This is a genomic window from Actinosynnema sp. NPDC053489 (genome assembly GCF_044544865.1).
GTDB lineage: Bacteria > Actinomycetota > Actinomycetes > Mycobacteriales > Pseudonocardiaceae > Actinosynnema.
The window spans coordinates 1-15,444 of the sequence record NZ_JBITXT010000028.1; the positions used below are offsets into that span (position 1 = coordinate 1).

A 15,444-nucleotide genomic window follows, 5' to 3' on the forward strand; every position below is an offset into this window, starting at 1 on the left:
ATCGCCGCCCAGGCACGATCGGTCAGCTCGCCACGCCCCACCATGCCCAAGAACTACCAGACGCCCTGATCACCGGCTTACAGGACACTGCCTAGTACTGAGTCAGCAGGGGCCGCTTGCCCACACGATGGCATAGAGGACACGCGAGGCGTGGGAGTAGCCGCTGGCCAGGTACAACAGTGAACGACAACGCGTCGGCCGTCGGATCTGCCGATCAGGGTGCCATCGACGGCGAGACGTGAGCGGGGTTCGCGGCGCACGAGAATCGCCATGCCGATCCCTCCGGTGCACGTCCAGCAGCAGGAACGTCGGCTCGGTGTGATGATCCGGAGGATGCGGAACCGGTGGCCGCGAGTGCGCGCTTCCCGCCGTCGACATCGTGGTCGTCGGCGGGGAGCGCAGCACGGCTATCGATGGCGTCGTGGGGGTCTGCTGCACGAGCGCGGTGCGCATGGAGGTGTCGGCCTTCCAGCCCACGATCCGGCGGGAGAACACGTCGATCACGAACGCGACGTAGACGGTGCCCGACCAGGTCGGCACGTAGGTGAAGTCGGCCACTCACAACGCGTCCGGCCGTTCGGCGGTGAAGTCCCGGTCGACCAGGTCGCCGGCGCGGCGCCCGTCCTTGGCCGGGATCGTGGTGCGGCGGGGGCGGCCGCGCACCACGCCGGTGATGCCCGGTTCGCGTGTCAATCGCTCGACCGTGCACCGGGTGACCGTGATCCCCTTGTGGCACAACGTGGTCCAGATCTTGCGTGCTCCGCAGACCCGGTAGGCGTCACGCCACACAGTCAGGATCTCGTCGCGGAGTTCCCCGTCGCGGACGGTCCGTGCCGAGGCGGGGCGGGCCTTGGCGGCGTAGTAGTAGGTGGACAGGGCGATCGCTACGCCTGCCCGACGCAGGACACGACAGATCGGCTCGACCCCGAACTCCTGTTCGTGACGGTCGATGTAGTCGATCACCGTTGCGTGGGGCGGTCGAGCTCCGCCGCGAAGAAAGTCGCCGCCGACCGAAGAATCTGGTTGGCGCGCTTCAGTTCCGCCACCTCACGCTTGAGGCGCTTGAGCTCCGCGGACTCCTCCGTCGTGATCCCCGGACGGGCACCGTGGTCGACCTCGGCCTGCCTGATCCACTTGCGCAGCGTCTCCGGGGTCACGCCGAACTTCGGCGCGATCGAGCACACCGTCGCCCACCACGACGGGTACTCGTCCCGATGGTCCTGGACCAGCCGCACCGCCCGCTGACGCACCTCGACCGAGTGCCGTGGCGTTCCTGCCATGACTCCATCCTCCACAAGCAATGGAGTCCCCATCAAAGCCGGGACGGTTCAGTCGGTGGGGGCCCGGCCGGAGTGGTTGGCCTGATCAGGAGCCTGACCGCCGGATTGCGCCCCGATGTGTCCCGTCAGTCCTGCTCGAATCCGATCCGGACCGGACCCACGTCCGTCCGTGGGCAGGAGAACGCCATGTCCATGCTCGCAGAACTGGTCGACGTCGTCATCGGCGTGGACACCCACACCGACACACCCACGGCTACACCGAGTTGGTGGAGTTGGCCGAGCGGCACTCCGGGTTTCGCTGCTGGGCGGTCGAGGACACCGGCGGCTACGGCGCTGGTCTGGCCCGGCGGCACTTGGCCGAGCGCAGTGAGCTGGTCGTCGAGCTGGACCGGCCTGCCCGCCTCGCCCGCCTGGCTGGCTGGCGCGAAGTCCGACCCGCTCGACGTGGTCCGCGCCACCCTGGCTCGCACCCGCCTGGCCCAGCTCCGCACCGGCCCCGAACATGCCGCCCTCAGTATCCTGCTGATCGCACGCCGCGCCGCGGTCGAGGCCGCCACCGCTGGCGTGCACCAGATCCACGCCTTGGTCATGCGCGCCCCCGAGGCGGTGCGGGCCCGGTGCCAGGGGAAGGACACCACCGCCATGCTCGCCACCGCCGCACGACTGCGCCCCGGCGCCCATGCCGGGGACGTGCACGTGTTCACCGCGCTGACCGTGCTCCACGCCACCCCCGACGGGTCCGGACACTGCGCGACGAGGTCGTCGGGCACGAGCGCGCGTTCCGTGCGATCGTCACCACCTGGCGTCCGGACCTGCTCGCGCTGCCCGGCATCGGCCCGATCGTGGCCGCCACGGTACTGGCCGCCTGGTCGCATCCCGGACGCTGCCGCCAGCGAGGCCGCCTTCGCCATGCTCGCCGGCGTCGCGCCCATCCCCGCGTCCTCGGGACGCACGGTGCGCCGCTGGCTCAACCGCTCCGGCGACCGTCAACTCAATTGTGCCCTACACACCGTGGCCCTCTGCCGACTGCACTACGACCCACGCACCCGCGCCTATGCCGACCGCCGCCGCGCCAAAGGCCGCACCGACCGTGAGATCAAACGCTGCCTCAAGCGCTACATCGCCCGACAGCCCTACCGACAGCTCGAAAGCCCACCTCAAGCACTTGACGCGTCATAGGAGCGTCCAGACAGCGTTTGTAGCAAGCACAATCGAAGCTGTCAACGCGGACAGACCGACCGGTACGGTTGGTCCGTGCCTACATATTTCGTCCACTCCTCCTCAGTCAGGTCACGCCCGACCGCCCGGCACACGCGGTCCCGCAAGTCCGATTGTTCGAGAGTCCACATGGTCACGTCCCGCGTCTGGTCGCTCAATGTTGCCAGCACCCGGTCGTCGCGGGACGCTGCCGCCGACAGAAACGGTGCCCCGTGGCTCCAAGAGTCCGCCAGCGGCGACCGTGTTACCTGATCAAGCGTCATGCTGTAGACCCTGCCAGACACCAGCACTTGACGGAGGCCAGGGACCTCGGTCACGTCATTTACAAACTGGAGTCGGCCATCGGAGTGCGTTCCTCGCAGTTCCAGTTGCGGCGTCAGAAACGTAATGGAGCCTGCGCCGTGCCCGATGACGACTTGGCCGTCACTGAGCACTGCGACATGGACTAATGCGGTGCCGCCCTCCAACGTCGTCTCGGCGGTCGGAGACAGGTCGGACTTGGCCAGTGCGACAACAGTGGGTGGGGCCGCCTTGTCCTTGCCAACGACCGCGTACACCTCAGCGGCCTCATCTCGGCCGCCTAACGCCATCACCCGGTCCGACAGCCGTCGTTCGTCGGCAAAGAGCCAGTTGCCATCATGTAGCCGAAAGCGTTTCAGGTCGCCGCTGATGTAGCCGACGTATAGATCGCCGCCAACGAACGCGATGCGGAAGGGCATCTGCGTATCCGGCAGGACGACCTGCGCGCGTTTGCCGTCAGTCACATTCCATACGAGCAGTTTCCAGTTTTGGCTGTCCTGTTTCGCGGCGTAGAGGACCGCCGCCCAGGAGCCGTTCCTGGTTGTCGCCAACTCTCGGGTCGTGGTGTTCTCGGGCAGGTCCAGTAGCCGGTAGCTCGACGGGGAGGCGAATTCCTCTGGGCCTTTGCTCGCGGCATTTGACACCACTCCGACTTGCGCGTTGCCGCGCACCACCAGGTCTGGCCCCGCCCACTCGATCTCCTGGCCACCACCCACGAAGGGCGACCACGCAATGGTGGCCGGGGTGTGCCGGTTGTCGTGCAGTTCGGCGACCCCCTCCTTGAACCGGAGCACCACGCCCATTGCACTCGCCGACGGCCCGCTGCCCTGGTACCCGAATTCCTGCAACCCCTCGTTGACCTCATACCCGTACGTTCCCCGCTCGCTGGCGGCGGTGATGTGCGGCTGATCGTCAGCTGGGGTGATGGAGACGGCCCAGAACGGGCCACGATCGGACAATCGCACCTCAGGCTGGTCCGGGCGCAGCAGCAACAGCTCGCGGCCCCGGGTCGCCGCGACCACCAACTCCGAGTCATCGACGGTGTCGCGCAGTATGACGCCACTCGAAGCCGTGATCATCACGGTCTGTGAGCAGTCGGCGTAGGCCACACGAGTCACCTGGTGATCGCTGACGAGCAGCGCACTGTCCTTTGTGGTTGCAAGTGCGGTCGCACCAGGCGGTGCAGGACACAGCGCTGGTGGGTTCGCGGGGTTCGCCGGGTCATAGCGGAACAACCCTGTCGTGCCGACATACGCCACGAGCGCCTTGCCGTCGGGGGTGAACGACATCGCACTAACCGCATTACGCTCGTTGTTGAGAGGGCCCGTGGAACTGGGCAGCGGAAGATCGATCTGCGCGGCCTCCGACCACTCGCGCTCCTTGTTGAGCAATAGGGTGATCCTCCTGTCAGTGGTGGCGACCGCCGCCCGCTGCCCTTTAGGGGACAGCGCGAGCGCCCTGGCATAGACACCCTTGGCCGGGGCCTCGACGCCGCCGCCGGACCGCCGCCACAGGACGTCACCAGCTTTCGTGGATATCAGGTCGACCGCACCCGTGCTACTGGCAAGCAGCGCCCAGGAACCATTGCGAGACAACTCGACCTTGTCGAACCGCCCCTGCTCCGGGCGCAGTACCCGCCGCAGCGAGGTCAATCCTCGTGCGAACTGGTCCAATTTCTCGGCGGGCGCATGGACCTCGCGGGCCAAGTCGTCGCTCGCCATCGCGAGCAGTAGCGACAACGCCGGATCGCTTCCGTTCGCGACGTCCAACGCTCTTTCTGCAGCGCGCGCAGAGGCGTCCCGCACCGCCTGTCTCCGTTGTTGATCCCACCAGACACCGCCGCCGACACTGCTGCTGACCAGCAGCAGAGCCAGCACCACCAAAGCTATCCGCAGCATCGCCTTCACGCTGCGCCTGCGGCTGGTGCGGGCTGCGTCCTGCCAGGTCCCTGCCGCGTCGACCTGTGTATGGAGATTCAGAGCATGCTTGCGCGCCACAGCCAAGTCCTCTGGCGGAACGACTACGCGAGTCAGGTCCGCCGCGGCGGGGATCTTGACGTCGTACCCCGTGACCGAGATGAGCTTGCCCGACTCGCTTACGCCACCGACCACCGCCGTGCCGGCTGTGATCCTTCTGACTGTGAACGGCCCGCGCACCTTTCTGCCCAGCCGCCGCACCTCATCCAGCAGCACAGTGAATGCGGCGGTGAGGCTGATGTCGTCCACGTGGTCGGCTGGGCCGTCGAGATGGATTAGCGACCAGGCGACTGCGCTGTCCCCGCCAGCGTTGCGCCACGCCGACTCCAGGCCAGACCGGAATCGGTCGTCGGCGGTAAAGAACGCCATCGAACGTGGGTCGGGCACCAAGCCGCCCGGCACACCAGGCAGCGCGGCGCACCACAACTTCGCCTTGAGACCGGTGTCGCCGCGATCCAACAGCACATCGATCGCGGCTTCAGCCCCACGCCGCCTGGCACCCGCAAGTTCCAGCAGCCACGCCAGGCAGGCTGGCGCAAACCCGTCCTGGCCCAGCGTCTTACCGATGGCTTGTAATCGTTCCTGGTAGTCGCCCTCCGGCGGCTTCCACTCACCGAGGTCGATCGAACCAGCGGACGCGTTGGTGTACCGCAGCCAGATCAGTGCGGTCTCGAGGTGTGCGTCTACCTGGTTCTCATCGTCCACCAGCGCCAAGCCCAGCGCCGCAGCGCACCGCACGGCGCCGCTCTCCGGATCGCACCCGACGTACGGTTGCTGTTCTGGCATCGGCAGCGCGCCCACTACTTTTTCCAGTTCGGCGGTGAGTTCGTGCAGCGGTGTGTGGTCGTGGCAGAGTGCGCGCAGCGCGCCGGTGTCGCGCTCGTCGACCAGCGTCGCCACGAAGTCCAGCAGCAGCGAGGTCGTGATCAGCGCGGTGTGCAGGCCCGTCTCGGCCTCCGGGCTCGCCAGCTCTTCGACAAGCAGGGCACGCAGATCATCCCGGAACGTCACGATGCCCCCCGGTCCAGCAGGTCGACCGCCGTGCGCAACGGGTGCCCGAGCGGGGACCGCCGCGCCGCGTCGCGCCATAGCCGCTTGCCGCTGTTGTTGGCACTTCGCAACGACCTCAGCAATTCGTCCGAGGTGATCCGGGTGAGCCCGAGCAACCCGATCGGCGGAGCGTCGGCGTCCACCGTGAACCGCCCGCGTGGGCTGGGCACGTCGAGAGTACCGGCCAGCCATTGGCGCCGTGCCTTCAACACAACCCAGTAGCGCAGCTCCTCGTCACGTGTTCGCAGCGTCACAGGGCTGAAAATCTCGCCATACGCGCTGACAAGGAGATCCCGGTCTGGCCCGGACACCACGGCGATCGTGACGGTCAGCCGAAGCTGTCCGCCCGCCGTCACTTCCACCTGAAGCCTCAGCGGTCCGTCGTCCCGCAGCGTTGCGACGACCGAGCGGTTGCCCTCGCGCGAGGCGGCCTTGGGCAGCTCCGAGTTGAGGTCCGCGGACAACCGCGTCACTGGTCGGCCGGTCAGCCGATCGCCAGCGAGTTGGGCCGCGTGGCGCAGGAAGGGATCGGCCCGGCCCAGCGCCTCGGCGACCTTGGCGAACGCGGAGGCTACCGCCTCAGGGAACCTCGCCGGATCCGCGCGCACGATACCTGCGCAGAACCCGCTGGCGCCGACGACGACCAGGGCAGGCTCATCTGCCGCCGTCAACCCCTCGTACAGCTGCTCCAGCGGTCCAGTGATCCCGCTCCCCGCCGGGGTGACCCAGTGCTCCAAGTCCTGTGCTCCGGCAGAGAGGACGGGTGACGGACTGCCATCGAGCAAGATACCCACGGCGCGGGCCAACTCGACGACGGGCGCCCAGTCCAGCGCGTGGAACAAGCGAGCAGACGGCTGCCCCTCTTGGTTCAGGCGCAGCAGCACCAGATACCGAAGTTCTCGTGACAGCGCGGAAAACGCCGTCAGATCCGGATCAGCGCCGGGCCACGACCGCTCGATGTGCTCAATCAGGTCAGCACCCGGGAGGTCGATGTCCAACGGGGTGCCGTAGTCGTCCAATTCCACATAGGTCGTGTCGTCATCCGGACGGTACAGGGCCAGCGCGGTGGTGCCGTCAGACAGAACGGCGGCCTGCCGCCTCCACCCGTCGGCGAACAGGGGGAACGTCCGGGCGTCGCCTCGTTCGTCGCCATCGTTGGTCAGGTCGAGGCCGTTCGGCCGACGGGGGTCCAAGCGTGCCACCCAGTCGCTCAGCGGCTTGTGCGCGGTCACGGCCGAACCCCCTCGATCTGCCGGAACAACGTGGTGGCGGCGATTCCCAGCGACTCGGATATCCGGTCCAGCTCCGATACCGCCACGTCCGTGAACGTCTTCGCGTGCCCCCGTCGGAGCCGTTCCCACGCTTGCTCAGATAGGTTGACCCACGGGTTGTCGGGCAGAGCGGCGAGCCGGTCACGCACCTTGTCGAGGTCGGTATCCCCCCAGCGCAGCACGAACTTGACCGCGCGCAGGACGATGTGCGCCCAGTCGACTGCGTCTTCGCTGCGGATGAGGGAGACCAGGCGGCGGGGCTGTGCGGACAGGTCGTCCCGACCGCGTCCGGTCGGGTCGATCACCGTATCCGCCACCGGGTCGTAGTACAGGCTGTTGACAGTGAAGTCGCGACAGTAGGCGTCGGTGTCGAGGTCGCTGCCGGAGGCAGGGAAGCTGTAACCGGGCAGTTTCAGGGTCCGATACTCGTAGAGGCGTTCGCCGTCGTGTGATTCCACCGCCGAACACACGAGGGTGTCCTTCGAGACCTTGGGTCGGAACTCCGTCCCGGTCCGCTTGCGGACGTGTCTGGTCAGAGAGGTGAACCTGCCGGGCGGCGCGGTGCCCGCCAGATCGAGGTCGTTGACCCGATCTGCCGCGCCGCCGAGCACGTCGCGCGTGAACCCGCCGGAAAGCCACAGCCCGTGCCGCTGCTCCCGCACCACGTTGATCAACGCAGCTGCAACCGCACCCCAGGGCGTACCGGGACGGGCCAACGTCTCGTGCACCGACTGCGGGAGGGCAGCGTCCAGGTCGGCAGCAGCGATCACCAGATCCTGCGAGAGCCGGTCCACGGGCTGTACTGCCAGATGCTGCGCAGCCTGAGCGGTTTCAGGGACGACCCTGGCCGGTGGTTCGACAGGTGACCCGTCACCGCTGAGCAACAGGCGGTCACACGACGGTTTGGGGCGGCCTGCCGGGATGTAGGCGAACCCGACGACCGTCCCCTCATCCAAAACGTCCCCGCACAGAAGGGGGTCGGTGGGCATTCTCATCCGGCGCGTCTCCTTCGGCGCGGATCGCCAGCGAGGCCCTGGTCCGCGGTGCCGACGACGCAGACGCGCCTCCCACCCGTGGAACCTTCGTCCAGTGAAAGGAAGGGCCGCTGCGTCGGGAATCGACCCGCGTCCGTCCGGGAACGCGGCTCCCACCACGGGGTGGTGAGCGGGAAAGAGTACCACCATGTGGGCAGAAATCTCAACCGGCTTCGCCGCGCCGTCATCCGCACAACTCCACGAACCCGATAGCGGCCGTGGTACCCCCGGTCATGCTTTCGATTACGTCGGCTCGCGCGTCGAACCGCAACGCCGTCCCGTCTCCGGAACTGGCGGTGATCCGCTTGGTGCCGAACATGTCCACCTGCTCGACTACCCGGTCCCCGTAGACCTCCCGGACGCGCGCCAGCGGGTCGCCGACCCGCAACCCGTCCGCCGTGCGGACCCGGCCAAAGTCGCCGCCGCCGTAGAGCGGTCCGCCGCTTAGCACCAACTCCACGACACCAGCGTCACTCACTCGCCATGCGGGAAACCGGATGTCGCCAGCACTCGGCCGGTACAGTTGACACGCGGAAGGCGTGTCGGGCACGGTAATCGGAATCCCGGCAGCGCGTACGGCATCATAGGCGTTCATCCCAATCCGCACCGCGCCAAGCCCCTGCGAACTCAGCACGAGATCGGCACTGTCCCAGGTCGCGCCCGACACAGGAGACGATCCGGCAGGGGCCGGTGCTCCGTCACAACCCGCCACCAACGCCGACAACAACAGCAGCACCGCCGTACCCGTACGTAGCCGTAACACCGTCGCGCACCTCCACCCACACTGGTTTTGGATGCATATCTCCACCTGGAACGCAAGTGTTACCGCATCCAGGCCAGTAAGGGTGAGTTATCATGAGATGTGCTGAGGCCGCATTTCACGAGGTGGTTGGACTGCCATAATCTTGTTCGTATAAGACGGTGTCTCACGTGGCCAGCTTTGTGAGTCGTTTGAAGCAGGTCAGGGCTGCGGCGAGGGTGAGGAGGCCGCAGTAGTTGTCGGCGTGGCGTTCGTAGCGGACCGTCAGGTGGCGGTAGCCGAACAGCTAGGCGACGGTGCGTTCGACGACCCAGCGGTGGCGGGCCGAGCCGTTCGGAGGACTCGATGCCCTTGCGGGCGATGCGTGGGACGATGCCGCGGCGGCGTAACCATCGGCGGAGGTCGTCGATGTCGTAGGCCTTGTCGGCGTGCAGCTTTGCAGGACGGATGCGGCGCGGCCCCCGGCGGGACCGGATGCGCGGGATGGCCATGAGCATGGGCTTGAGTGCCTGGCTGTCGTGCAGGTTCGCCGCCGAGACCCCGACGGCCAACGGCAGTCCGGCGCGATCGGACACGACATGGATCTTCGATCCGGGCTTGCCGCGGTCGACCGGGTTCGGACCGGTCATGTCGCCCTTTTTTCGCCCGAACCGGGGCTGCGTCCAGGATTGCCCGCGACCAGTCGACCTCACCCCGAGAGCCGAGTTCGTCCAGCACGGCCTGGTGCAACCGCCGCCACAAGGCGGCCCTGGTCCACTCGGTGAACCGGCGATGCGCCGTGGGCACCGTGACGCCGAACGACGACGGCAGCTCCCGCCACCCGCACCCGCTGGTCAGCACATAGACGATCGCGGTGAACACCGCCCGGTCGTCCACCGGTGCCGTTCCACCACCCTGCGGCCAGGCCTTGAACTTCGGGATCAACGGCTCTGCCAGCGCCCACAACTCATCAGGCACCAACCGCAACGACAACCGATGAACCACGGACGAGGATCATGGCACAACGCTTCCCTCCACGTGAGACGTGGTCTTAATTCAGGTAACAACCACCTCGGGTTATCGGGGGAAGCTCACCGACGACGCACGCGTCAAACTGCCACCTATACCCCAACAGTTAGCCGCGACGGTCTACTAGGTTGCCGGTCGCTCCACATCGGACGGTGTGCCGCCGGCGACCCCCGGACGTCAGGCGTCGGACCGGCGGCGGGCGGCTTCGATGTGGCCGAGGAACCGGTGGGTCCAGTCGCACATCGCGTCGACGGTCGCGCGCAGGCCCTGACCGGCCTCGGTGAGCGTGTACTCGACCCGCGGCGGGATGGTCGGGTGCACCTCGCGGTCGACCAGGCCGTTGCGCTGGAGCATGCGCAGGTTCTGGGTCAGCATCTTGTGGCTGATGCCCTCGACCTCGTTCCGCAGCTCGCCGAAGCGCAGCGTGCGCTTGCCGAGCGCCTCGATGATCAGCAGGGCCCACTTGTTGGCGACGTCGGAAAAGATCTCCCGCGCCAAGGAGTCGGCGCGCCGGAGGTCCGCGTCCTCGGGCGAGCCGTTGAACTGCTTGGTCACCATCAGGTCCCCCGGTCACCGAAAAGTGCGTTCTTCCACGTCAGCGCTCACTCTCCTACGGTTCCCGAGTAACCGCAAGAGACCACGGGCGCGCACGCCCGGACGAGGAGGACAGGCAGCATGGCCATCACCCTGGTCAACCCCGGCGGACTGCCGGAGGTCGACGTCTACCGGCAGGTGTCGATCGCCACCGGGTCGAGGTTCGTCTTCATCGCCGGCCAGGTCGCCTGGGACGCCGAGGGGAACACGGTGGGCGAGGGCGACCTGGCCGCGCAGGTCGCCCAGTGCTACCTGAACGTCGCCACCGCCCTGGCCGGGGTCGGCGGTTCCTTCGACGACGTGGCGAAGCTGACCTGCTACGTGGTCGACTGGACGCCGGACAAGATGCCGGCGTTGCTGGAGGGCATCTCCCGCGCGGGCGCACTGCTGGGCCTGACCCCGGTCCCACCGGCCACGCTGCTGGGCGTCGCGGCGCTGGACCTCCCCGACCACCTGGTCGAAGTCGAAGCCACCGCCGTCCTCGACTGAACCGCCACCCGTCGCCGCGTCGACCGGGAAGCCACCGCGCCAGGGCACGCGAGGCCGGCGTGGGCTCCGGGGGTGAGGGAACGGCGGTCGACAGCAGTTGCTCCGTTCAGCGGGCAGTCCGGGTGCTTCGGCTCGGTTACGTTCTGAAATGCGAGGGTTGCTGGCGGTCACCGGGGGGTGGCGGCAACCCTCGGCGACGGGGGGCGTGATCATCATGCGTTCGATGTGCCGGGCCGGTGTGCGCCCAAGACCGTTGAGCCGAGTTGTCGGCGACAGGTCGTGATCTCGCGGTCGAGCCATCGGCCTCGCCGACCCCGGTCCTCATCGCCGCTGACCGGGTGACTCGCGTCGAACCCGTCGGACCACCTCGCTGATCCGGGTCGAGCTCCTCGCCCGTGGTCGCGGGAACTGGTGCCATTTCGCCGAAAATCCCCTCGCGCGGTGAGCGCGAGCGGTTCGGCATGAATTCGAAGGAGAGAACGTGAGACGAGCGATCGCGCGCTCCGCCAGGTTGCTGACCGGACTGGTCGTGGTGCTGGTGGCGGCTTCCCTGGCGGCCGCCCCTTCCGCGACGGCCCAGGTGGTACCGGTCGCGGCAGGATCGGTGGAGAGCGGTCCCGGTCCGGCCGGCGACGTGGTGGGCACGGGCGACTTCTCGGCACTGGAGAAGGTCGCGGACTGCAACTTCAACCTGGACTGGCCGCACCCGTCCGGGCACGTGGCCGGTAACGTCACGAGCAACGCGGTGATCAATTGCAACTACTACAAGGTCTACATGGGGATCGAGACCTGGCTGTACCGGATGGGCCCGTGCGGTTGCTGGATCCAGGTGGCCTTCAACGAGGCGAGGAACGATTCCGGCACCGTTTCCTACCTCAACTCCGCGGCTGCGACGACGTGCGTCTCGGGCACGTACTACGCGCACGCCGAATTCCTGATGGTGAACAACACCGGCGATCGTTTCGAGCGCTCGCATGAAACGCCGGCCACGGCGGTCACTTGCTAGGTGAGGCCGGTCGGACCGGACGAGACCGCGTTCACCGCCGATCACTAACATCGGTTCGTGAGCGGTCGTGGGGGTGGGCGATGAGCGGGGGCGGTCGGGTGGGTTTTCGCCGGGGTGGGTCGGCGGTGTTGGCTCCCGTGCTGATCGAGCTCTGCCGACTGGCGCAGGAGCGGGTCGAGGACGTCGAAGACGTGTCCGATGCCGACCTGTACCGGGACATCGTGTTCTCGGTGCGCCGCCGCTACTCGACCGGTGACTTCTCCGCGAAGTCCGCGCCCGAATTCGAGGAGACGGCCGCGGCGCTCGTGCGACGCCTGGGGGTCGGGTGGTTCGCGGAGCGGCCGTCCCTCCGATCGCCGCAGGCCTGGTACTCGTCCACGGGGGTGATCCCGCCGATCCGGGTCGAGGACTCGCTGCCCTCCCCGGCCGCCGTGGTCGACAAGCCGGCCGGGGCGCTGTGGACGTCGTCCTACCTCGACGACGGTTCGAGCGCGTGGCAGTTCCTCGAACGGGCGGAGTTCGGGCACCTCGATCGGGAGGTGTACTCGCTGCACTTCGACGCCGACGCGGTGTCGGTGTGCACGATCGACTCGCCGGAGGACTACGAGCGGCTGGTGTCGACCTACCCCCGGCGCCGCTCCGACGGCGGCACCGGCGTCCGGTGGTCGGCGGTGGCGCAGGACTACGACGCGGTCCGCCTGAGCGCCCTCGGGCTGGTGCTGGCGCACGACGTCGACGTCCCCGCGGCCGGGGGCGTGGCCAGGCTCTGCGGGTGGGACAGCGAGTCGACGGCCTGGCTGCGCACGCCCCCGGCGGTCGAGGTGGTGCCGTTCGGTGGATCGGGCCCGGGCGGAGGTCGGGCCTCGGTTCGGGGTTGACCGGAGGGGCGGCGGCACGCGCCGCCGCCCCCTCGGGCGGTCAGTCCAGCGCCGACAGCAGGTCGGCGATCAGGTCGTCGGCCGACTCGATGCCCACCGAGAGGCGGACCAGGTCGGCGGGCACCTGGAGCGGGGAACCGGCGGTGCTGAGGTGGGTCATGCGGCCGGGGTGCTCGATGAGGGACTCGACGCCGCCCAGGGACTCGGCCAGGGTGAACAGCTTCGTGCGCGAGCACACGCGCAGCGCCGCCTCCTCGCCGCCCTCGACGGTGAACGACACCATGCCGCCGAACCTGCGCATCTGCTTGGCCGCCACCTCGTGGCCGGGGTGCTCGGGCAGGCCCGGGTAGAAGACCTTGGTGACCCTGGGGTGCTTGAGCAGCGCCTCGGTCACCTTCTCCGTGTTGTCGGAGTGCTTCTCCATGCGCACTTCGAGGGTCTTGATGCCGCGCAGCGTGAGCCAGGCGTCGAACGGGCCGGGCACCGCGCCCGCGCCGTTCTGGAGGAAGCCGAACCCGGCGTCCAGCTCGTCGTTCGAGGTGACGAGCGCGCCGCCGATCACGTCGGAGTGGCCGCCGATGTACTTGGTGGTGGAGTGCAGCACCACGTCCGCGCCCAGCTCCAGCGGGCTCTGGATGTACGGCGAGGCGAACGTGTTGTCCACCAGCAGCAGCGCGCCCACGTCGTGCGCCAGCTCGGCCAGCAGCGCGATGTCGGCGATGTGCAGCACCGGGTTGGTGGGCGTCTCGACCCAGATCACCTTGGTGTTCGGCCGGACCGCCGCGCGCACGGCGTCGGTGTCGGACAGCGCGACGGGCGTGTACTCGATGCCCCAGTGCTTCATCACCTTGTCGAGCAGGCGGAACGTGCCGCCGTAGGCGTCGTTCGGGATGACCACGTGGTCGCCGGGGCGCAGCAGCGTGCGCAGCGCGGTGTCGGTGGCGGCCATGCCCGACGCGAACGCCCGCCCGTGCCGCCCGCCCTCCAGCGACGCCAGGCACTCCTCGAGCGCGGCGCGCGTCGGGTTGCCGGTGCGGGAGTACTCGAACCCGCCGCGCAGCCCGCCGACGCCGTCCTGCGCGTACGTGGAGGTGGCGTGGATCGGGACGATGACCGAGCCCGTGGTCGGGTCCGGGTCCTGCCCGGCGTGGATCGCCCTGGTCGCGAACCCGAAGTTCCCCATTTCCGTCATGATCGGAGCTTATCGGGCGCTGGACCCCGGTAACCACCAGGTGGGACGCGGGCGGTTCGTATCACCGGATCCGGTGAACGGGTGATCGGACCGAAGGGGCGACCGAAGAGTGTCCCACCGGCAGGTTTCAGGGGCGTGACGACGGGCAACCCGGAGTTTCCGGGGTGCCGTGCGCCCAGGCGTGTTGTCCGTTCGCGCCGATCGCACTGCCCCATTTGCCGAGGCGTGACCGCATCATTGCGGAGAAGCCGCACCGCCGAACGCGCCGGCGCGTTGGTGCGAACAGGCCACGCCGGGGCCTTGTCTAGAAACCATCGGTGTGAATTGCGCGGTGATCGCTTATCGCTGCCACAAGATCCGCCGCTGGGCCGAGTGCGAATCTTTCACCGAGGAATGGAGAATGCTAGCGTTGCCGCGTCCCGGCCGAGGAACCGGGGCGTCTGGGGGATGCACGGTGTTCTGCCTGGGGATGGGAAAACGAGATCACGCCGGTCTGGTCCGCACCGGACGACCTGCGTGCGCGGAGTCGCGCCGATCACCGTCGACACCCGACGACGAGCGCGCCGCGTCGCACGACGTGCGCTGATCCTTCGACATTCGACCGAATCTTTCGCAAACGCGCCGGCCGTACGGCGCGTCGGCTCAGCGTGCCTGGAGGCAGTGTGCAGATCGACGCGGCACTGGTTCTCGAAGATGGCCGTGTTTTCCGCGGTGAGTCCTACGGCGCCGTTGGCGCCGGTTTGGGTGAAGTGGTGTTCTCCACCGGCATGACCGGTTATCAGGAGACGCTGACCGATCCGTCGTACCACCGGCAGATCGTGGTGCAGACCGCGCCGCAGATCGGGAACACCGGCTGGAACGACGAGGACGACGAATCGGGACGTGCCTGGGTCGCCGGCTACGTGGTCCGCGACCCCGCCCGGATGCCGTCGAACTGGCGCTCGCGGCGCTCGCTCGACGAGGAGTTGACGCGCCAGGGCGTGGTCGGCATCGCGGGTGTCGACACCCGGATGCTGACCCGTCACCTGCGGGAGCAGGGCGCGATGCGGGCCGGTGTGTTCTCCGGTGAGGAGTTGGGCGGGGTTGAGGAGATGTTGAAGCGGGTGCGCAGCGCTCCGGTGATGAAGGGCGCTGACCTGGCCGGTGACGTGACGACGCGCGAGCCCTATGTGGTGGAGGCCGTGGGTGAGCGGCGTTTCACCGTGGCGGCGTTGGATTTGGGGATCAAGTCGAACACGCCCCGGATGATGGCGGCGCGGGGCATCGAGGTGCACGTGCTGCCGCTGACCTCCGGCGTGGAGGACCTGCTGGCGGTCAAGCCCGACGGGGTGTTCCTGTCCAACGGGCCGGGTGACCCGGCGACGCAGGCGCACGCGGTGGAGCTGACG

General features: G+C 68.1%; 14 protein-coding genes, 1 pseudogene and 1 other annotated feature. Of the genes and pseudogenes, 5 read left to right on the forward strand and 10 right to left on the reverse strand.

Annotation, left to right across the window (positions count from 1 at the left end; translation table 11 throughout):
- Positions 1-102: 102 nt before the first annotated feature.
- From ACIGNX_RS34505 to ACIGNX_RS34515, 3 genes are all read right to left on the reverse strand, one after another.
- Positions 103-558, reverse strand: coding sequence for a DDE-type integrase/transposase/recombinase (locus ACIGNX_RS34505; RefSeq protein WP_396545740.1), 456 nt, complete (start codon positions 556-558; stop codon positions 103-105).
- Positions 559-963 carry an IS3 family transposase gene (locus ACIGNX_RS34510; protein WP_396545742.1) on the reverse strand — a complete coding sequence of 135 codons (405 nt, stop codon included), beginning with the start codon at positions 961-963 and terminating at the stop codon, positions 559-561.
- Positions 874-1,005, reverse strand: a sequence feature (AL1L pseudoknot). Its footprint overlaps the gene before it by 90 nt.
- Positions 960-1,280 carry a transposase gene (locus ACIGNX_RS34515; RefSeq protein ID WP_396545744.1) on the reverse strand — a complete coding sequence of 107 codons (321 nt, stop codon included), beginning with the start codon at positions 1,278-1,280 and terminating at the stop codon, positions 960-962. (Overlaps the previous feature by 46 nt.) Before ACIGNX_RS34515 ends, ACIGNX_RS34510 begins: the two co-directional genes overlap by 4 nt.
- Before the next feature lie 186 nt (positions 1,281-1,466).
- Between ACIGNX_RS34515 and ACIGNX_RS34520 the strand changes: the two genes are divergently transcribed.
- On the forward strand, positions 1,467-2,459 hold the full coding sequence (locus ACIGNX_RS34520; protein WP_396545746.1) for a transposase: 993 nt from the start codon (positions 1,467-1,469) through the stop codon (positions 2,457-2,459).
- 41 nt (positions 2,460-2,500) lie between these two features.
- Here ACIGNX_RS34520 and ACIGNX_RS34525 read toward each other — a convergent pair whose 3' ends face one another.
- The 6 genes and pseudogenes from ACIGNX_RS34525 to ACIGNX_RS34550 form a co-directional block, all read right to left on the reverse strand.
- Complete coding sequence (locus tag ACIGNX_RS34525) at positions 2,501-5,785, reverse strand: hypothetical protein (RefSeq protein ID WP_396545748.1); 3,285 nt, start codon at positions 5,783-5,785, stop codon at positions 2,501-2,503.
- On the reverse strand, positions 5,782-7,056 hold the full coding sequence (locus ACIGNX_RS34530) for a hypothetical protein (RefSeq protein ID WP_396545750.1): 1,275 nt from the start codon (positions 7,054-7,056) through the stop codon (positions 5,782-5,784). Before ACIGNX_RS34530 ends, ACIGNX_RS34525 begins: the two co-directional genes overlap by 4 nt.
- The gene (locus ACIGNX_RS34535; protein ID WP_396545752.1) at positions 7,053-8,090 is read right to left on the reverse strand and encodes a hypothetical protein; all 1,038 of its coding nucleotides are present in this window, start codon (positions 8,088-8,090) and stop codon (positions 7,053-7,055) included. The genes ACIGNX_RS34530 and ACIGNX_RS34535 overlap by 4 nt, the downstream gene beginning before the upstream one ends.
- Before the next feature lie 223 nt (positions 8,091-8,313).
- Positions 8,314-8,865, reverse strand: a complete 552-nt coding sequence (locus ACIGNX_RS34540; protein ID WP_396545753.1) for a hypothetical protein — start codon at positions 8,863-8,865, stop codon at positions 8,314-8,316.
- Positions 8,866-9,055: 190 nt separating this feature from the next.
- A pseudogene (locus tag ACIGNX_RS34545) lies at positions 9,056-9,861 on the reverse strand (IS5 family transposase).
- 213 nt (positions 9,862-10,074) lie between these two features.
- Positions 10,075-10,455: a winged helix-turn-helix transcriptional regulator gene (locus ACIGNX_RS34550; protein WP_396545755.1), complete on the reverse strand. Its 381-nt coding sequence runs from the start codon at positions 10,453-10,455 to the stop codon at positions 10,075-10,077.
- A 117-nt stretch (positions 10,456-10,572) separates the two neighbouring features.
- Between ACIGNX_RS34550 and ACIGNX_RS34555 the strand changes: the two genes are divergently transcribed.
- The 3 genes from ACIGNX_RS34555 to ACIGNX_RS34565 all read left to right on the forward strand — a co-directional run bounded on the left by ACIGNX_RS34555 (position 10,573) and on the right by ACIGNX_RS34565 (position 12,864).
- Positions 10,573-10,980, forward strand: a complete 408-nt coding sequence (locus tag ACIGNX_RS34555) for a RidA family protein (RefSeq protein WP_396545757.1) — start codon at positions 10,573-10,575, stop codon at positions 10,978-10,980.
- 481 nt (positions 10,981-11,461) lie between these two features.
- Positions 11,462-11,986, forward strand: coding sequence for a hypothetical protein (locus tag ACIGNX_RS34560; RefSeq protein ID WP_396545759.1), 525 nt, complete (start codon positions 11,462-11,464; stop codon positions 11,984-11,986).
- A 137-nt stretch (positions 11,987-12,123) separates the two neighbouring features.
- The gene (locus ACIGNX_RS34565; RefSeq protein WP_396545761.1) at positions 12,124-12,864 is read left to right on the forward strand and encodes a hypothetical protein; all 741 of its coding nucleotides are present in this window, start codon (positions 12,124-12,126) and stop codon (positions 12,862-12,864) included.
- A gap of 40 nt (positions 12,865-12,904) precedes the next feature.
- Here the strand turns inward: ACIGNX_RS34565 and ACIGNX_RS34570 are convergent, their stop codons facing one another.
- Positions 12,905-14,056 (reverse strand): cystathionine gamma-synthase, encoded by a 1,152-nt coding sequence (locus tag ACIGNX_RS34570; RefSeq protein WP_396545763.1) that lies wholly within the window; start codon positions 14,054-14,056, stop codon positions 12,905-12,907.
- A 662-nt stretch (positions 14,057-14,718) separates the two neighbouring features.
- Here ACIGNX_RS34570 and ACIGNX_RS34575 point away from each other — a divergent pair.
- Positions 14,719-15,444 (forward strand): carbamoyl phosphate synthase small subunit (locus ACIGNX_RS34575; RefSeq protein ID WP_396545765.1); only part of this gene is annotated, 726 nt, incomplete at its 3' end.